Genomic DNA, 17,495 nt, shown 5'->3' on the forward strand with positions numbered 1-17,495 from the left:
TGTCTTAGTCATGTAAAATCTAAAAAATGTGTACTAATTCAAACTTTATATAAGAAATGAATAAGATTGAGCAAAATAACAGTCTTTTGAGTCAATTGTGGTCTTTCATGTGTAGTGAAGGATTACCATGTCTATTTGTGATCTTGATGCTCTGTAATGGTTTATTTTTCGCTTATGCGCTTTTTGATAGCAATCATTCAGACACGTATAAGGTGAGTTCTCAACATACGATGAAGCAAACTGATTCAAAGAATAACTACATAAATTAAATAATCTTGATACATCGTTTATCAAAATAAAAACAAGCGTTTAATGTTTCAGTGTATAGTATGCGTGCATAAAAAGTGCAGGAAAGAATGCCATTATGAATAACAAATCTCCTCTCGATAGCGAAGCCTTAATTGAAGTTAAAAACTTGAGCTTTAATCGAGGAGAACGCGTCATTTATGACGATATCAGCCTTAAAATTAGACGTGGTCAAATTACTGCCATTATGGGCCCATCAGGTACAGGCAAGACAACTTTATTACGTTTAATTGGTGGGCAGCTCAGTCCTGACCAAGGTGAAATTCTGCTTGATGGTAAAAATATTGCCACCATGTCTCGTCATGAGTTATTTGCTGCCCGTGCGCGTATGGGGATGCTATTTCAGAGTGGGGCATTATTTACCGATATGTCCGCTTACGAAAATGTCGCTTTTCCGATTCGTGCACATACCCAATTGCCTGAACATCTGATAGCTGAGCTGGTTGGCTTAAAACTGGAGTCTGTTGGCTTGCGAGGGGCTGAGCAATTGATGCCATCGGAGCTATCAGGCGGTATGAATCGTCGTGTCGCATTGGCGCGTGCAATCGCACTTGATCCTGAATTGATTATGTATGATGAGCCATTTGCTGGACAAGACCCAATAGTCATGGGGGTTTTAACGCGTTTAATTCGCTCTTTGCGCGAAGCTCTGGATTTGACGACCATTATTGTTTCACATGATGTCGCAGAGACGCTTTCAATTGCCGATTATATTTATGTGGTTGCAGAAGGGAAAATTCAGGGAGAAGGTTCGCCTGAACAATTAAAAAATCATGCCTCACCTTTTGTTCGGCAATTTTTGACAGGTTCGGCTGAGGGTCCTGTTGAATATCAATTTACTCACCAAGCATATTTAGATAACGAGGTTCGTCCATGAATGCGATTGCCTGGTTAGGTAGACTCGTTATTGAGCGGATAAAGGGGATTGGTGCTGCGGCATTGATGCTCCTGCAAGTTTTATTTTCTATGCCATCGAAAGGTGGTTTTCAGCGTTTTATCTATCAGATGTATCGTGTTGGGGTCATGTCGCTGCTGATTATTGCTGTTTCAGGCTTATTTATCGGCGCTGTTCTTGGCTTACAGATGTATAGCATTCTTGTTACATTTGGTAGTGAGGCAATGCTCGGTACTGCAATTTCATTAACACTTTTGCGTGAATTGGCTTCGGTTGTTGCGGCCTTATTGTTTGCGGGTCGGGCAGGCTCTGCTTTAACAGCTGAAATTGGTTCCATGAAACAGAGTGAACAACTTGCCAGTATGGAAATGATTGGGGTTGATCCACTTCGACAAATCGTATCACCACGATTATGGGCGGGGATCATCAGTTTACCGATGCTCACCGTGATTTTTGCAACCATTGGTATTGTTGGTGGCAAGCTGGTGGGTGTTGATTTTTTAGGTGCGGATGAAGGGTCGTTTTGGAGTGGAATGCAAAACAGTGTGCAATTCTGGCATGACATTTTCAATGGTACCATCATCAAAAGCATTGTCTTTGCTTTAATTTGTACATGGGTAGCGGTCTATCAAGGTTATGCTTGTGACCCGACGCCAGAAGGGATTGCGACTGCGATGACGAGAACGGTGGTCTATTCTTCTCTTTGTGTATTAGGTTTTGATTTCGTGTTGACTGCGGTCATGTTCGGAGGGATTTAATGAAATCACGTACTAGTGAGCTGGCCGTAGGTATTTTTGTCATTATCTTCGGTATCGCTCTTTTTTTTCTTGCGATGAAAGTCAGTGGCTTAGTGGGTACTAATTTACGTGATAGCTATAGCATGACAGCACAGTTTGATAACGTAAATGGTTTAAAACCACGTGCAAAAGTGACGATGAGCGGTGTGACCATTGGTCGCGTTGAATCGATTACATTGGATCCTGTAACACGTTTGGCAACAGTGAAATTTGATCTAGATGGCAAGTTGACCAGCTTTAACCCGGAACAGTTGAAAGAAGTTCAGAAAAATGCACTTGAAGAATTGCATTACAGCTCTGATTATCAACAAGCTGATGCGGCGAAACAAAAAGAAATGGAACAGCAACTTATCAGCAACATGACCTCCATCACCAGTTTGGATGAAGATGCTTATATAATGATTGCAACCAATGGTCTTTTAGGTGAAAAATATTTGAAAGTTGTCCCAGGTGGTGGTGTGCATTACTTGAAACGTGGTGATGTGGTTTCAAATACCCAAGGTACAATGGATTTAGAAGATTTAATCAGTAAATTTATTACTGGTGGCGTTGGTAAAGCCACATCTAGCTCAACAGCTCCCGAAGGTTCAGCTTCACAACCAGCTGCTGTTGGTACAGAACCATCTTTCGTTGAGTAATTCAGGTTAGGAGATTGAAGTGAAAACATTATTGAAACAAACGCTAACAGCAAGCGTATTATCTACTATGCTTGCAAGTGCAGCATTTGCAGCACCAACAGAGACCCCACCTGATTTCGTGAAGCGTGTGGCTGATGGCTTGATTACACGTCTAAAAGCAGATAATGCCAAATTACAGAATAACCCGACGTTGGTAAGATCGATTATCCGTCAAAATCTTGATCCGTATGTAGATTCACAAGCGTTTACACGTATTGTATTGGGTACATATGCGAATAACCAATATACAACTGCCGCACAACGTGCACAGTTTGAGAAGAATTTCCGTGAAGTAATTATCGAAAACTATGGCGGTGCTTTTGCGAAATATACCAATGAAAGCTACACCATGCGTCCGTTTAAAGCGACCAACAGTAAGAATCCTGTGGTAACTTTAGACTTCTTGCATAACGGCGAGAAAATTCCTGTATCGTTCCAGTTAACCGACAACGGTAGTCAGTGGAAAGTACGCAATATCAATGTGTCTGGTATTGATTTAGGTTTGCAATTCCGCAACCAGTTTGCTGCAACAGTGCAACGTAGTGGCGGTGATATAAATAAAGCGATTGCAACATTTAAACCAGATGCAGATGCTGCGGTTAGCAAAAAGTAAGTAGGTGACGGGTGATTCAGTATATTGATCAGCAACTTATCGTTTCGAAAACGATTAATTTTGCCAATGCAGAACAGATTTATCAGGCTGGCTTAAAGCATATTCAACAACATAAGAATTTTCCTTTAGTGGTTGATTTGTCTCAGTTAGAACAGGGTAATACTTTATCTTTGGCGGTATTGGTGCAATGGTTGCGTCAAACACCAGACAATAAAGGGCTGCATTTTAAAAATGTGTCTGAGAAAATGCTGAATATCATTCAGGCTTGCCATTTACAAGATGATTTGAAGCTCATTTAATCACAATCTTGTAGATCTAAAAAAAAGCACCATTCGGTGCTTTTTTTATTAAATCCACTTTTTCCAACGGAAATAAATGGTGGGCCCAATTAGGAAAGTCAGTACTAGAGTAATAACAATTCCAAAACTGGTAGCTCCATGGGCAAAAGGTAATACTTCAGTGTTCATACCATAGATACTGGCGATCAGCATGGGCGGTGCAAGCATACTGGGTAAGATCGAGAAACGTTTAAAAGTTTCATTCATCTCGGTATTGGCAAAACCAGTGGTAATATCCAGTAAGAATTTGAGTTTTTGAAACAAGAAGGTGTTGTGCTCTAGCAGGGAACGAACATCCTCACTCATTTCTCGGATATCAGCATCGTAAATATGACTGCCTAAAGCACGTGGCCGGGATAAGAAAGATAAGACACGGCGCAGATCGGTAAGGCAGAGCTGTGCTTTCCCTAACATATCTTCTTGATGCGCCAGTCGTGTAATCATATCGTCTAAATCTAGAATTTGTTCACGATGATGATCGTTTAGAACTTCGGCAGAATATTCTTCTAGATATTTATGCGTATCTTCCAGAATATCTGAAAGCTCATCGAGTTTGGACTCAAGTAGGCCTAATAAAATCCAGACTGGTTCTTTATAATCGATACTGTAGTCGTTGCGCCTTGCTCTAGCTCGAAAGGCGCGAAAGGCCACGAGTTTTTCACCACGCAAGGTGATGAGTTGTTTTTTGTCGAGTAAAAAAGCGACGGTGTGCACAGTTGCTGCGAGAGTATTCTCTAGATCATCCTGTTCACGGTCAGATTGTAAATTTTTATTCTTTGTTAAAAAATATGTGCTGATATGCAAAATTCCATCATCATCACGGTAAAATCGTGCGGATGAGGAGATGTCTTCTAGTGACTTTAATGTGGGGAGGTTCCGCTCATAAGCATCAAAGATCCATTGTTGTTCTTCTTGTGATGGAGCAATAAGATCGATCCAAACCAAATCAGGGTGGAGGTCGAAACTTCCGTTGATGGTTGCGTCCTCAAGACTACCGCGCTCTGTGGCATAAAAGGCTTCAAGCATGTCTTTTTTCCTTGCGCAGTCCAGGTAAAGTTTCAGTCTGTTACCGAAAGCATGTATTTTAGACAAGGATGAGATGAAAAACACTTGCCTAAACGTTAATTTCACAAAAATTTTGTTACATAGCCTACTTTATCAGCATGACAGTTATATAAAACGGTTTTAATGGTATGAATTCAATCTGTATTTTCTGTGGTTCTTCTCTTGGTAATGATCCAATTTATCAACACATGGCGCAAGCAACGGGTCAGGCTATTGCAGCACAAGGAAAAACCTTGGTTTATGGTGGTGCTCGTTCTGGTCTGATGGGTGTGGTGGCCGATAGTGCTTTGCAGGCTGGTGGTCGCGTCATTGGTGTAATTCCCGATGCACTGGTTGACCGTGAGCTAGCTCACCAAGGTTTAACCGAGTTGCATATCGTCAATAATATGCATGAGCGTAAAACCAAAATGGCTGAATTGTCTGATGCTTTCGTCGCATTGCCTGGAGGCGCAGGAACATTGGAAGAAATTTTTGAACAATGGACGTGGAGTCAGTTGGGAATTCATCAAAAACCTTGTGCATTTTTAAATGTTGATGGCTTTTACGACGACTTGATCAAAATGATCCAAGGCTCTGTAGCTCGTGGTTTTAGTCAGGCCCGTTTTGTGGATAGCTTGATTGTGGCGGAGCAGATTGAAGCGATTCTTGCTGCATTTTCGAATTACCAGCCTGTGACCCCCAAATGGATGTCAACGACTGAAATTCAGGCCTAAGGAGCAATTTGTGAAAATCATAACTGTGGCAGCAGCCGTTATTTTGAATGAACAAAATCAATTGCTCTTGGTCCGTAAACGAAATACCTATGCTTTTATGCAAGTCGGCGGAAAGCTTGAAGCGGATGAAGCACCGGAGATCACGCTGCAACGTGAGATTCTGGAAGAAATTGGTTGCGAATCTGAGATCCAGCAGTTTATTGGAAAGTTTGAAACCGCTGCGGCTAATGAACCTGATCATGTATTGGTGAGTTATGTATATGCGGTTGAATTAAAACAGACACCAAAAATTGCCGCTGAAATTGCAGAAATGAAATGGATTGAGTTGAGTGACCGATCTACCGTGTTGGCGCCACTGACTAAAGAAGTTGTGATTCCGTGGTGTTTGCAGCAACAAATGAATGTGTATGTTTGATTTGGGCGGCTGCTACGCAGGCACTGTAAATGTGTTGGCAGCCGAGTTGTTTTAAAACATCAGATAACGCACTGATTGAACTACCTGTCGTGACGACGTCATCGACAATCAGGACGCGACGATAACGAATCTGATTCGATGCTGCTGCAAGAAATTGCTGTTCGATGTTTTCCAGTCGCTCTAACCGTGACAAGCCTTTTTGTGAGTGTTGGGCTAAGCGTTGTACGGGTTGCCAGATTGGTACATTCAAGTGTTTGCTTATGGCTTGGGCGAGTAAAAGGGCTTGATTAAAGCCGCGCTCTGCTAAGCGATCGGTTGAAATGGGCATCGGCACAATGGCATGAATCTTGGGCAGTTGCAGTTGCAGCAATAACCCGCTCAATAAGCGTTGATGCTGTAGTTTCTGCTCGTATTTGAATTGTTGAATCATCCTGTCAATTGGATAGTCATAATGACAGGCAACGAAGACCTGTTGCTGATGCCGTTCAATTGATTGTTTTAACCACGGTAGCTGTTGCCAACAGCTTTGACAAACGCCAAAGTGCCGTTTTATTCCAATATCACACAAACTGCATGGGGTGAAATAATCCAACAACTGTTGGGTGGATGTCCTGAGGCGTTTAAACATAAGCATATCTTGGTGCTTCAGGCAGCCAGCGTTTGAGCAGGCCATCGGCATGTTGTGGGTAGTCTTTCAGGACCTGTTCAGCCACATAATGTGCTTGTGTGAGTAAGTGGTCGTCCCGTTCTAAGCGGGCGACCCGAAAGCCCATATCTCCGGTTTGTTTGGTACCGAGTAATTCCCCCGGACCTCGAATCTCCAGATCTTTTTCTGCAATCACAAAGCCATCATTACTTTCACGTAATATTGAAAGCCGTTCCTGACCATTCTGAGATAAGGGGGTTTTATAGAGCAGCGCGCAGAAGCTAGCCGTGGCACCACGTCCTACTCGACCTCTTAATTGATGCAGTTGCGAAAGGCCTAAACGTTCTGCATTCTCAATCACCATAATTGAAGCATTCGGCACATCGACACCCACTTCAATCACTGTGGTAGCAATTAATAGTTGTAATTGGTTTTCCTTAAAGGCTTGCATCACCGTTTGCTTTTCATCGGCTTTCATTTTGCCGTGTACCAGTCCAATATTGATGTCAGGAAAACGTTCTTTAATCTCTTGGTATGTTGCTTCCGCGGCTTGAGCATCGAGCGTTTCGGATTGTTCGACCAAGGTACAGACCCAATAGGCCTGTTTACCTTCACGACAATTTGTCGCGATACGCTGTAATACCTGTTCACGACGTTCTAATGGAATGGTTACGGTTTGGATCGGGGTGCGGCCGGGTGGCAGTTCGTCAATAATCGAGGTGTCGAGGTCACCATAGGCACTCATGGCCAGTGTCCGAGGGATTGGGGTTGCAGTCATCACCAGTTGATGTGGTGTGAACTGGTCAGCACCTTTATTGCGTAAAGCAAGCCGTTGGTCAACACCAAAACGATGTTGTTCGTCAATGATCACCAAGCCAAGTTTGGAGAATCCAACCGTATCTTGGAACAAGGCATGGGTTCCGACAATCAGTTGGGCGTGACCTTCTTTAATTTGTTGTTCAGCGAGGGTGCGGGCTTTACCTTTTTGTTTGCCTGATAGCCAGGCGACTTGAATACCCAAAGGTTTAAACCAGCGCTTGAAGTTTAAATAATGTTGTTCAGCTAAAATTTCGGTGGGTGCCATTAAAGCCACTTGCCAATCGGCTTCGAGCGCATGGCAGGCTGCAACAGCTGCGACCAGTGTTTTACCTGCACCAACATCGCCTTGGACCAGACGCAACATTGGTTGATCCTGTTTTAGGTCCTGCAAGATTTCCTTTGACACTCGCTTTTGCGCATTGGTCATTTGAAAGGGGAGTGCTTCCAATAACTTCTTGGCGAGTATTTTGCTGCTACTAAAGCGTGGCGCTGCAATCTGGCGAATATAGGCACGCCGTGTCAGTAGGCTGATTTGATGGGCAACCAGTTCTTCAAAAATCAGACGCTGCTGTGCTGGATGTGAACCTCGATTGAGTTGCAGCATATTGGCATCAATCGGTGGTTCATGAATATAGTGTAAGGCCTGTTTCAGTTCATAGCCGTTGCTGTATTGACTTGGCAATAATTCTGGCAGGTGATCACTATGATGTTTGAGCGCTTGGCGCACATATTCACGCAGTTTGGGTTGTGTGAGTCCTTCAGTACTAGGATAAATTGCGGTCAGTTGGGTCTTCGGTAAAGCGCTATGCTGCTGGATCACCTGAATTTCAGGATGATATAACTCTAAACCCCGTGCACCAACACGGACTTCACCAAAAATTCGTAACCGTTGTCCCATCTGGATACGATCAGTGAGACCTTTATAAATATGATAAAAGCGTAAGGTGACCTTGCCAAAATCATCCTGTAACAATGCGGCGAGGGATTTCTTTTTCCCTGGCGGGAAATCGACCGAGCGAACTTCACCTTCAAGCAAATAGCTGCGCCCAACGACCAGCTGATTCATTGGAATAATAGTGCTACGATCTTCATAGTCACGGGGCAGATGAAACAATAGATCATCCGTGCTAAAAATATGAAGCTTTTCTAAGAGGGTCGCTGCGGCAGCACCAACGCCTTGTAATTGCTGAACTGATGTCATCTCTGGTCAAAGGTGTGTATGCATATTTTATTTATTGGTTATGGTAAAACATCTCAGCGTGTTGCTAAACACTTATTTGAGCAAGGTCACCACATTAGCACAATTAGTCGCAGTGAAAAAACAGATTGTTACGCGACGCATTATCTTCAGGATATTCACCAACTTGATTTAACCAGGCTACCGCCTATTGATGTGGTCTATGTACTGCTTGCACCTGCACAAAGTGGGATTGAGGCTTATCAGCAGACTTATGTTGAGACTATCGTACCGATGGTTGAAGCGCTCAAAACCCATCCTGTACAGCGTATTGTGATTGTCTCCTCAACTCGGGTCTATGGCGAAAATGCGGGGGAGCGGATAGATGATGAATCCGAGATTCGACCTGCGGATGCACAAGGGCATGTGCTTCGTAAGATGGAGTTACTGTGGCAAGCGCATTATCCACAGCAAAGCATTATTGTTCGCCCCACTGGAATTTATGGCAGTTCAATTGTCCGATTAAAAAAAATGGCTGAACAGAGCCAGACCTACCCAGCTGTGCATTTTAGTAATCGAATTCATATTGATGATTTGGCCAAGTTCTTAGCTTTATTGATTAATTTGTCTAAAGTTGAAAAGAGCTATATTGTCAGTAACAATCAGCCATTAGCCATGCATGAAATTCTGTTATGGTTTCAGCAACAGTTAAATTTACCTGCTTTAAAACTCTTGTCACAACAACCTACAGGCAAACGGATTTATGCAACCCGATTAGTTGAAACAGGATTCCGATTTGACCATTTGATTTGCTTTAATGACTATGCAGCGGCGTTATTGGCACATAGTAATGAAGAATAATTCGATTAGACTGTAAAGAACATTTAAAGAGTTGCGATGTATTTTGAATATTAAATACTAACACATTCCGTAAAGGAACTGCCTGAATTGAGCACATGGTTTGCGGCGAGGCGTAGAGGTAATACATGAGAAAAATAATTTGCATGATCCTATTTGGATGGATCACCACCAGTAGTTGGGCGACAGAGCAGTCATGGTGTGTCTTTGATCCTTTAAATACACAGGGTGATATTAGTCGTCGCTTACAAGATATTCGTCTGTATGCACTCCAAAATCAAGTTCAACTGAAATTTCAAACCTTTAAGGATGAAAAAGAGGCGATACAGGCCTTTGATCAGGGTAAATGTTCAGGTCTGGTCGCGTCGAACTTTAATACCTATCGCTATAATCAGTTTATGGGGACAACCGGGGGGATTGGACTGATTCCGAATAATCGTGTTGCTCGTGTATTCCTGCAGTTATTAAATAATAAAAATGTTGAAAAGCGTATGGTGGGCACGAACTATGAAGTGCTTGGTATGATCCCGATTGGTACAGCCTATATGATCATGAATACGCAACAGATTAATAAAGTGTCTCAGCTAAAGAATAAAACCATTGGGATTCTGGAGAATAATCCACCACAGCAGGCACTGGTACAGAGTGTTGGCGCCAAACCTGTCTATGTTGATTTTTCTAATGCGGTAGATTCTTTTAAGCAGAAAAAAATTGATATTTTGGCTGCACCTGCGTATGGGATATTGCCGTATAACTTGAAAAAAGAATTCGGTGAATCAACTCAAGTGGTCAACTTCCCAGTCGCTTACTTTGCGATGAATATCGTGATTCGACCACAAGCCTACCCAAAGGGCTTTGGTCGACTGGTACGGTCCTGGTTTGTACGCAATAGCAGTATACTGGCTGCGCAAGCCATTCAATGGGAAAACCATTTACCTGCTTATTATTGGGCTGATATTTCAAGCTATGAAAAGCAGGGCTATGATGCCATGGTGGTCAAGATTAGCAAGCGTTATGTCGATTCGGGCTATTACGATGCCTATTTTGTTGAACTGATTAGACGATTACGTTGTTTGGATGATCCCAAATATCTGGAATGCCGCAATAAATAGTCATTAAAGAAAAAGGCAACCGAAGTTGCCTTTTTTATGTTTAAGATTTTTTGCGTTTTAAACGACGTTTGGCTTGTTGTGACGCCATGGCTTCTAAGGCTTCTGCCAGTTCTTCATCGCTGAAAGTAGTGATGTGCTGCAACATTTGTAAGGTGGTTTCATCCAACACCAGTTGAGCACCAGCGGCCATCTCACTGAAGTTATCTTTGTACTCAATAAAGCCTTGTTCATTGTTGCGAATATAATTTTGTTGTGTGAGGACTTTAATAAAGCTTTGGAATAAGGCTTTATCGAAGAATTCAGGTGAGTTGAACTCATACAGTACAGATAGACGTTGACCCAATAAATGACTCAGCTCTTCCACTTGCTTGGTGGAAATATTGCCCGAACCACGTTGTGTGATCAGTGCCAAAGTCATGTAGTAACGCTCTAAACTCTGCTTCACTGGCATCGCCAAGGTCACGAGTTTTTGATGTTCTTCACTATTTGGCGTTGGGCTAAATAAATTGTCTTCATGATCTTGGAAAATCAGACCGATTTTAACTAACGCATCGATATAGCTATCAATTTGCTGCTGTAACTCGCTCGCTTGCCATTTCATGAACAATTCAGCTTTTAAGAACGGATATAAGGTACGAATCACGTTACTTAAATCGTTCTTGTGGATTTTACCGTTATGTTCAACCAGAGAAGCCACCAATGACGGCAATACAAAGGCATGTAAAATATTATTACGGAAATAGGTGAGCAGAACTGCCTGATTATCTTCAATCGCAATAATATCGCCGAGCACGTGTTGAACACGTTTAATCAGCTTGAGTTTTAGACCATAGGCCACGATTTCTTTGCCCGATAATGAAGTGACTTGAGTCCGTTCATCGTAGGGTTGTTGAGTGGCTAAATCGCGATAGATATCCAGTTGCTTGGCACAAATCTCTTCATCAAGGGTGTGTTTTGGTGTTGCCAATAAAATGAGAGACAACAATGACACAGGATTAATTACCACAGCACGGTTAATATTTTCTAAAATCAGGTTGGCTGAATTTGCTACAACATTGGAAATTTCTGTTGTGCTTGGCGTCTCATTGACAAGATGTTCAGCATTATTCTGCTTTAAGATGTCATTCAGGAAGACGGGCTCACCAAAGTTGACATGGACTTTACCAAAGATACGCTCAATTTTACGTAAGGTTTTCACGATACCAAAAATCGATTCGGCTTCTTTCGGTTTACCTTGCATTTCACCGACATAAGTCGACCCTTCCATGAGACGCTCGTAACCAATATAGGTAGGAACAAATACGATTGGTTTGGCTGGGCCACGTAAATGACCTTGGATGGTCATGGCCAACATGCCTGTTTTGGGTGGCAATAAGCGACCTGTACGTGAACGTCCCCCTTCAATAAAGTACTCAATAGGGGTGTTGCGAGATAAAATGCTGTATAAATATTCTTTGAATACAGAAGTATAAAGTGCATTGCCACGGAAAGAACGGCGAATAAAGAAGGCACCGCCACCACGCAATAACTGACCTACAAAGGGTAGATTCAGGTTATCACCCGCAGCAATGTATGGAATCATCAAACCGCGTTTATAAATAACATAGGACAATAATAAATAGTCGATATGGCTACGATGGCAAGGGGTGTAGACAATTTCGTAGTCTTTGGCTAATTCACGAATGGTACTGAAGTTATGTACTTCAACGCCGTCATAGAGTTGCGTCCATAAACGGGTTAAGGCCATATCGGCAAAACGGACAGCGGACGCAGAGTAGTCCGATACAATTTCATTGACATAACCAATAGCACGGCGTTCAGCTTCAAGCATGCTAATTTTATGCTGAATGCTTTCACGGCGAATGGCATCTTGTACCTCAGGTGACTTCACTACCGATTGCATCACATTACGGCGGTCTGACAAGTCTGGACCAAGCACGACTTCACGTTGCTGATCCAGATAGGTGTCTAAAGAGCTTGCAATGTAGGTTGCTGGTGAAACATTTGGATGATTGGTCTTGGCATAATCTACCAACTCACGTAAAGATTGTGCTTCATGAAACTCTAAATAAGACTGGCGACCATGCAGGCCGATGTTCATGAGTTGTTTGACTGTGCCTGGTGTTGCCCAAGTATCGGAGAAAAGTAATTTGAACCAAGAATCTTCCTTATCTGGAGAGCGTCCCCACAGTACGGTGACGGGAACCAGTTCAATATCAATCTCAGGGTTTTGCTCAAGTGCTTCAACCAGTTGCAATAAACGGGGAGGAAAGGTTTGGGTATTAAAAAAATTATTTTCGTTATGATGTAAAAAAAGAACTGAGTTTTTTTCCTGATAGCTGCCAAAACTTAAGGGGTCTAGCGCAGGTTTTAAATGCAGCCGACGGGTTTCACCATCCACCACCAAGGCATTACTGCGTGAATAATTTTGTAAAACATAGCAAACGAGTTTATTTGAATCGGTTGTGTTTTGCTCTGTTGAGGTGGATTCTGCAGGAACTTCACCAAGAACATGTGGGGTTACCACAAGGTCAAGTAACTTACTCGAAAGTTGGCGATACATTTGACCAAATCCAGTCTTGGACATTACAAACTCCTAAATAATAATCCTGACAGCAAGTCATGATGAACACGACATTCTGCGATATTCTTACATGAAACGGTATGTTATTTTCTGACAAAATATAGCGTATTTGGTAGATTTTATCGTTAAAAATCGTATTTTTAGCGGTTATAAATAAAGATTGGGATTGTGAATGCATCATTAACGTGACGCATCAATCATTTTATCCTGATCATTGTGCTTTGAATTTGTGGCACAATCAAAATTATCAACCCTGAAAGGAATTGGTTGATCTCTCCTCATTGATGTTGGAAGACTATTACATGAATGCGTTAACTCAAGAATTGGTAGAACTGTTGACTCTGGAAAAGCTGGAAGAGCATATTTTTCGAGGCAATAGCCGCAATTTGGTAGGCAAGCGAGTATTCGGTGGACAGGTGCTTGGACAGGCCTTGAGAGCAGCGTCATATACTACAGATCGTCCTGCACACTCTTTACATGCCTATTTTTTGTATGGCGGCGATGTCAATGCACCGATTATTTATGAAGTTGATCCGCTTCGTGATGGAAAGAGTTTTGCCAGTCGACAAGTTCGTGCGATTCAACATGGCCGAACCATTTTTTCTGCAATGGTATCTTTTGCCAATCAGGAAGAAGGGCTGAACTACCAGCATAAAGAGCCAGAATATCCTGCACCTGAAGCATTGAAGTCTGAAAAAGAGCTGAAAGAAAGTCTGATCAATTTCGTGCCTGAAAATGTGCGTGCCAGTTTTATGCGTGAACGTCATGTAGAAATTAGGCCGACGCAGTTGATTAATCCGTTTCAGCCACAGCCTGAAGCACCGTTTTATGCGCATTACATTCGGACTCATGACGCGATTCCGCAGGATCTGGATGAGATCTCTCTGCATCAAGCTATTGTTGCTTTCTACTCTGATTTTACCTTGATGACCACGGCATTGCGTCCACATGGACTATCTTGGATTTCACCGAATTTACAATGTGCCAGCATTGATCACACCATTTATTTCCATCGTCCACTACGTGCCGATGAATGGATGCTTTACGATATGGAGGCAACCATCAGTGCCAGTTCCCGTGGCTTGAACTTTGGGCGGATGTGGCAAAATGGGCAGTTGGTGTGTAGTACCGTACAAGAAGGTTTGATTCGGCTTAGAGAAATTGAAACCCAGTGAAAAAATGAATCAACACTAAAGCCATCATTCTGATGGCTTTTTTTATCATAAGGATGTGACAAAAAATTGCTCGATTCTTCAACATGAGCATGCCATAGTACGGCTAAGTTACAACGCTTTATCGCATAAAATGAATTTAAATACGCAAATTTTAATTGCAGCTATACTTGGCGTGGCCTTTGGTTTTCTATTGTTGGCCTATCCCCAGACTGCATTTGTTGATCACAGTCTCTATGGCTTGGGTATTTTAAGTAGCATTTTCATTGGCTTGTTGAAAATGCTGCTGGTTCCCCTGATTTTTAGCTCGATTGTGGTTGGCGTTTCCAACTTACAGGCGGGTGGGCAATTCGGCCGAGTCTGGAAGATTACCGCATTAAGTTGTTTTACCACCACGACCTTGGCTTTAATTCTGGGAATTAGTTGTGCGCATCTGTTTGAAGTGGGCAAGGGTGTGGATATTCAATTATTCCAAGCCGCGATGGACAGTCATCAAACCCCTGACACGCTAACACCGTCGAGTTTCTTCACCACCTTTATCCAGAATACCTTAATTAATCCGTTTAAGGCCTTTAGTGATGGCAATGTGCTGGCGGTGGTAGTATTTGCCTTGTTTGTGGGTGTAGCTTTGGTCAAAGGCGGCGAGCGTTTTGTTCTGGTGCGTAATATCAGCCAACAATTTTTTGACATCATGATGATGCTGGTCGGCTGGGTGATGAAACTTGCGCCGATTGGTATTTTTGCTTTACTGGCAAAGTTGATTGCCACTGAAGATTTGTCGGTGTTGAGCCGCTTGGTTGAATTTGCTGCGGTGGTGACAGGTACAACCATTTTTCATGGCGTCGTGGTGTTGCCAGCCTTGTTGTGGATTTTTGGGCGCATGAATCCCCTTACTTTTTTTAGAGGGGCGAGAGCCGCCTTGGTCACGGCTTTTGCCACCAGTTCCAGTTCTGCCACCATGCCGTTGAGTATGAAGTGCGCGCAGGAAAATTTGGGCGTGCGTCCACAAACCGCAGGCTTTGTCATTCCATTGGGCACGCAGTTAAATATGGATGGAACTGCGCTTTATGAGGCAGCAGCAGCATTATTTATTGCCAATTTAATGGGGTTGGATCTAAGCCTGACCCAACAGCTGATTGTTTGTTTAACCGCCATGATTGCATCCTTAGGCGCACCGGGGATTCCAAGTGCGGGAATGGTCACCATGATCATGGTGCTACAGTCGGTGGGTCTACCTGCGGAAGCGATTGCAATTTTACTGCCGATTGATCGTGTGCTTGATACGGTACGCACCGTGGTCAATGTACAAGGCGATATGATGATTAGTGTTGTGGTTGATCGTTATGCCAAGAAAGCTGAAGCAGAATCCAGTTGATTGGATGCAATAAAAAAAAGCAGGAAATCACTCCTGCTTTTTTATATTTAAGACTTAAGCGGCTTGCTGTAAAGCGCGTTTTGCAGCAGGTGAATTGTTGAGATAATTCACAGCATCCTGCGTATTGCCTTCTTTGACCGGGTCATACCATGGCATCAGGTAGTCTAACTGTTGTGCCACCAACCATGCCGGGCCGGGTAAAATCTTGGCGTCTTGCAAAGCGATCTTTGACCACTCAATCCAGATCCAAGGCTTAAACACACTTGGTTTTTTCGCTGCAAAGCGTGGATCTTGGCTCATGATATGTGCTGCACCATCGACCCAGAGGCCAAGTACACCAATAATCACAGCAACACTCAGGTAATAACGGGCGATATAACCACCACCTAAATGGCGGTAAAGGTCAAATGCAACGGTACGGTGTTCGATCTCTTCAGAACCATGCCACTTGATTAGATCAAGCATTTCAGGGTCAGCCCCCAGTTCTTGCCAGCGTTTGTTGTACAGCGCATATTTACCCAGTACACAGGTCATATGTTCAACGGTTGCAATCACACCCAGACGGAATAAATCCCATTGATGCTCCAGTGCTTTTGGAATCTCTTTATCAAAGGGCTTGTCAGCTAAGACTTTGGTAAACAGAAAATCCATGATGTCGAGATTACGCTGAATATCGATATTACGTTTACTGAGATACTCTTTATTGGCTGAAGTATGTGCAACTGCATGCATCGCTTCCTGACGAATAAAGGCTTGGACATCTTGCTTTAATTTTTCATCAGTAATTTCAGGCAGGACTTTGTTATATAAACGACAAAACCAAAATTCACCAGCAGGTAAGATATTGTTAATTTCATTAATAAAATAGCTGGCAAAAGGCTGGTGAGGAATCCAATCCACTGGTGTATTTTCCCAGTCAAATTTTACTTTGCGTGGGAGGATTTTATAGTCAATCGAAGAACCAAGAACTTTGTTCTTCACAAATGATAGTAATTTCATTGTTATTTAGTCCTAATCGATAGTGCAATAAACCAACACTAAGCAGTATATGAAAACTACCTAGTGTTTGTGTTTAGCAATTCGGGACAATTAAAAATTATTTTGTGCATCAAGTTGCATAAAATGCATTTTTTACTCTTCTAGATCAGTTTCTGAAGCTTCAGCAATCTGATCAAGGTTAAATTCAGCCGGTTGATCAAGAGTGAAGTTCAAGCGACCAGCCATCACACTTGCCAACTCTTCTAGCCCGATACGATTGAGCGAAGAGAACAGTTGAATAGAGAAATCAAGTTTCATCTTTTTCAACTGCTGTTTCACTTCTAACAAGACTTTATTGGCTGGGCCACGGTTCAGCTTATCCGCTTTGGTGAGCAGGATATGCACAAATAAATGACGTGAATGTGCCCATTCCAGCATCATCAAGTCAAAGTGCTGTAATGGATGACGGATATCCATTAATAACACCAAGCCCTGTAAGCTCTTACGATGAATTAAATAATTTTCCAGCTCTTTCTGCCAAACAATTTTCATGGCCTCAGGAACTGCGGCATAGCCATAACCCGGTAAGTCGACCAAGCGCTGATCAGGATTGCCTAAACTAAAAAAGTTGATCATTTGGGTACGACCAGGTTTTTTAGAGGCACGTGCCAATTGCTTTTGATTGGTTAAAGTATTGATCGCACTTGATTTACCTGCATTGGAACGACCAGCGAAGGCGATTTCATAACCTGTATCTTCTACGCATAAAGCCAGTTTCGGCGCACTCATCAAAAATTCAGCTTGGCGTAACCACGTTAAAGACTGAACTGCATATTCAGTTAACGCAGGATCAGCCTTTTTTTCATAACTGATTTTTTGTTTAGGTGCGAGTTTGGCTTTGGTGTCTTTCGATTTTTCACTGCGACGCATAGAAGCTTACTTTTGAATAGAAATA

At 42.7% G+C, this 17,495-nt stretch carries 17 protein-coding genes; 11 read left to right on the forward strand and 6 right to left on the reverse strand.

Annotated features, from left to right (window positions below; genetic code table 11):
- Positions 1-364 precede the first annotated feature (364 nt).
- From NQU59_RS05455 to NQU59_RS05475, 5 genes are read left to right on the forward strand one after another with little or no spacing between them, the layout of a single operon-like run.
- Positions 365-1,183, forward strand: a complete 819-nt coding sequence (locus NQU59_RS05455) for an ABC transporter ATP-binding protein (protein WP_005238527.1) — start codon at positions 365-367, stop codon at positions 1,181-1,183.
- A complete protein-coding gene (mlaE, locus tag NQU59_RS05460) occupies positions 1,180-1,959 on the forward strand; it encodes a lipid asymmetry maintenance ABC transporter permease subunit MlaE (RefSeq protein WP_005238529.1) in 780 nt (259 codons plus the stop codon). The genes NQU59_RS05455 and mlaE overlap by 4 nt, the downstream gene beginning before the upstream one ends.
- Complete coding sequence (gene mlaD / locus NQU59_RS05465; RefSeq protein ID WP_005238530.1) at positions 1,959-2,636, forward strand: outer membrane lipid asymmetry maintenance protein MlaD; 678 nt, start codon at positions 1,959-1,961, stop codon at positions 2,634-2,636. The genes mlaE and mlaD overlap by 1 nt, the downstream gene beginning before the upstream one ends.
- A 19-nt stretch (positions 2,637-2,655) precedes the next feature.
- Positions 2,656-3,288, forward strand: coding sequence for an MlaC/ttg2D family ABC transporter substrate-binding protein (locus tag NQU59_RS05470; RefSeq protein WP_257065288.1), 633 nt, complete (start codon positions 2,656-2,658; stop codon positions 3,286-3,288).
- An 11-nt stretch (positions 3,289-3,299) separates the two neighbouring features.
- Complete coding sequence (locus NQU59_RS05475) at positions 3,300-3,587, forward strand: STAS domain-containing protein (RefSeq protein ID WP_005238532.1); 288 nt, start codon at positions 3,300-3,302, stop codon at positions 3,585-3,587.
- Between the two features lie 48 nt (positions 3,588-3,635).
- Here NQU59_RS05475 and NQU59_RS05480 read toward each other — a convergent pair whose 3' ends face one another.
- Positions 3,636-4,652, reverse strand: a complete 1,017-nt coding sequence (locus NQU59_RS05480) for a CorA family divalent cation transporter (protein ID WP_005238533.1) — start codon at positions 4,650-4,652, stop codon at positions 3,636-3,638.
- 167 nt (positions 4,653-4,819) lie between these two features.
- Here NQU59_RS05480 and NQU59_RS05485 point away from each other — a divergent pair, with 167 nt between their 5' ends.
- Together NQU59_RS05485 and NQU59_RS05490 are read left to right on the forward strand one after the other, a co-directional pair.
- Entirely contained in the window at positions 4,820-5,404 is a 585-nt protein-coding gene (locus NQU59_RS05485) for an LOG family protein (RefSeq protein ID WP_043971415.1), read from the forward strand.
- A 10-nt stretch (positions 5,405-5,414) separates the two neighbouring features.
- A complete protein-coding gene (locus tag NQU59_RS05490; RefSeq protein ID WP_005238538.1) occupies positions 5,415-5,819 on the forward strand; it encodes an NUDIX hydrolase in 405 nt (134 codons plus the stop codon).
- Here NQU59_RS05490 and NQU59_RS05495 read toward each other — a convergent pair.
- Together NQU59_RS05495 and recG are read right to left on the reverse strand one after the other, a co-directional pair.
- Positions 5,764-6,447 carry a ComF family protein gene (locus NQU59_RS05495; RefSeq protein ID WP_257065289.1) on the reverse strand — a complete coding sequence of 228 codons (684 nt, stop codon included), beginning with the start codon at positions 6,445-6,447 and terminating at the stop codon, positions 5,764-5,766. The two genes, NQU59_RS05490 and NQU59_RS05495, sit on opposite strands and share 56 nt — an antisense overlap.
- Positions 6,440-8,485 carry an ATP-dependent DNA helicase RecG gene (gene recG / locus NQU59_RS05500; protein ID WP_257065290.1) on the reverse strand — a complete coding sequence of 682 codons (2,046 nt, stop codon included), beginning with the start codon at positions 8,483-8,485 and terminating at the stop codon, positions 6,440-6,442. The genes NQU59_RS05495 and recG overlap by 8 nt, the downstream gene beginning before the upstream one ends.
- A gap of 18 nt (positions 8,486-8,503) precedes the next feature.
- Here recG and NQU59_RS05505 point away from each other — a divergent pair, with 18 nt between their 5' ends.
- Both NQU59_RS05505 and NQU59_RS05510 read left to right on the forward strand, forming a co-directional pair.
- Positions 8,504-9,322, forward strand: a complete 819-nt coding sequence (locus NQU59_RS05505) for an NAD-dependent epimerase/dehydratase family protein (RefSeq protein ID WP_005238542.1) — start codon at positions 8,504-8,506, stop codon at positions 9,320-9,322.
- Between the two features lie 125 nt (positions 9,323-9,447).
- Positions 9,448-10,431, forward strand: a complete 984-nt coding sequence (locus NQU59_RS05510; RefSeq protein WP_005238544.1) for a putative solute-binding protein — start codon at positions 9,448-9,450, stop codon at positions 10,429-10,431.
- Positions 10,432-10,471: 40 nt separating this feature from the next.
- Here NQU59_RS05510 and plsB read toward each other — a convergent pair whose 3' ends face one another.
- Positions 10,472-13,018, reverse strand: a complete 2,547-nt coding sequence (plsB, locus tag NQU59_RS05515; RefSeq protein ID WP_257065291.1) for a glycerol-3-phosphate 1-O-acyltransferase PlsB — start codon at positions 13,016-13,018, stop codon at positions 10,472-10,474.
- Positions 13,019-13,317: 299 nt separating this feature from the next.
- Between plsB and NQU59_RS05520 the strand changes: the two genes are divergently transcribed.
- Positions 13,318-14,190: an acyl-CoA thioesterase gene (locus tag NQU59_RS05520; RefSeq protein WP_005238548.1), complete on the forward strand. Its 873-nt coding sequence runs from the start codon at positions 13,318-13,320 to the stop codon at positions 14,188-14,190.
- A 130-nt stretch (positions 14,191-14,320) separates the two neighbouring features.
- Positions 14,321-15,562 (forward strand): dicarboxylate/amino acid:cation symporter, encoded by a 1,242-nt coding sequence (locus tag NQU59_RS05525; protein WP_005238550.1) that lies wholly within the window; start codon positions 14,321-14,323, stop codon positions 15,560-15,562.
- A 54-nt stretch (positions 15,563-15,616) separates the two neighbouring features.
- Here NQU59_RS05525 and NQU59_RS05530 read toward each other — a convergent pair whose 3' ends face one another.
- Both NQU59_RS05530 and yihA read right to left on the reverse strand, forming a co-directional pair.
- A complete protein-coding gene (locus NQU59_RS05530; RefSeq protein ID WP_005238552.1) occupies positions 15,617-16,561 on the reverse strand; it encodes a metal-dependent hydrolase in 945 nt (314 codons plus the stop codon).
- Between the two features lie 132 nt (positions 16,562-16,693).
- Positions 16,694-17,470: a ribosome biogenesis GTP-binding protein YihA/YsxC gene (gene yihA / locus NQU59_RS05535; protein WP_005238553.1), complete on the reverse strand. Its 777-nt coding sequence runs from the start codon at positions 17,468-17,470 to the stop codon at positions 16,694-16,696.
- Between the last annotated feature and the right edge of the window lie 25 nt (positions 17,471-17,495).

It is taken from the genome of Acinetobacter colistiniresistens (assembly GCF_024582815.1).
GTDB lineage: Bacteria > Pseudomonadota > Gammaproteobacteria > Pseudomonadales > Moraxellaceae > Acinetobacter.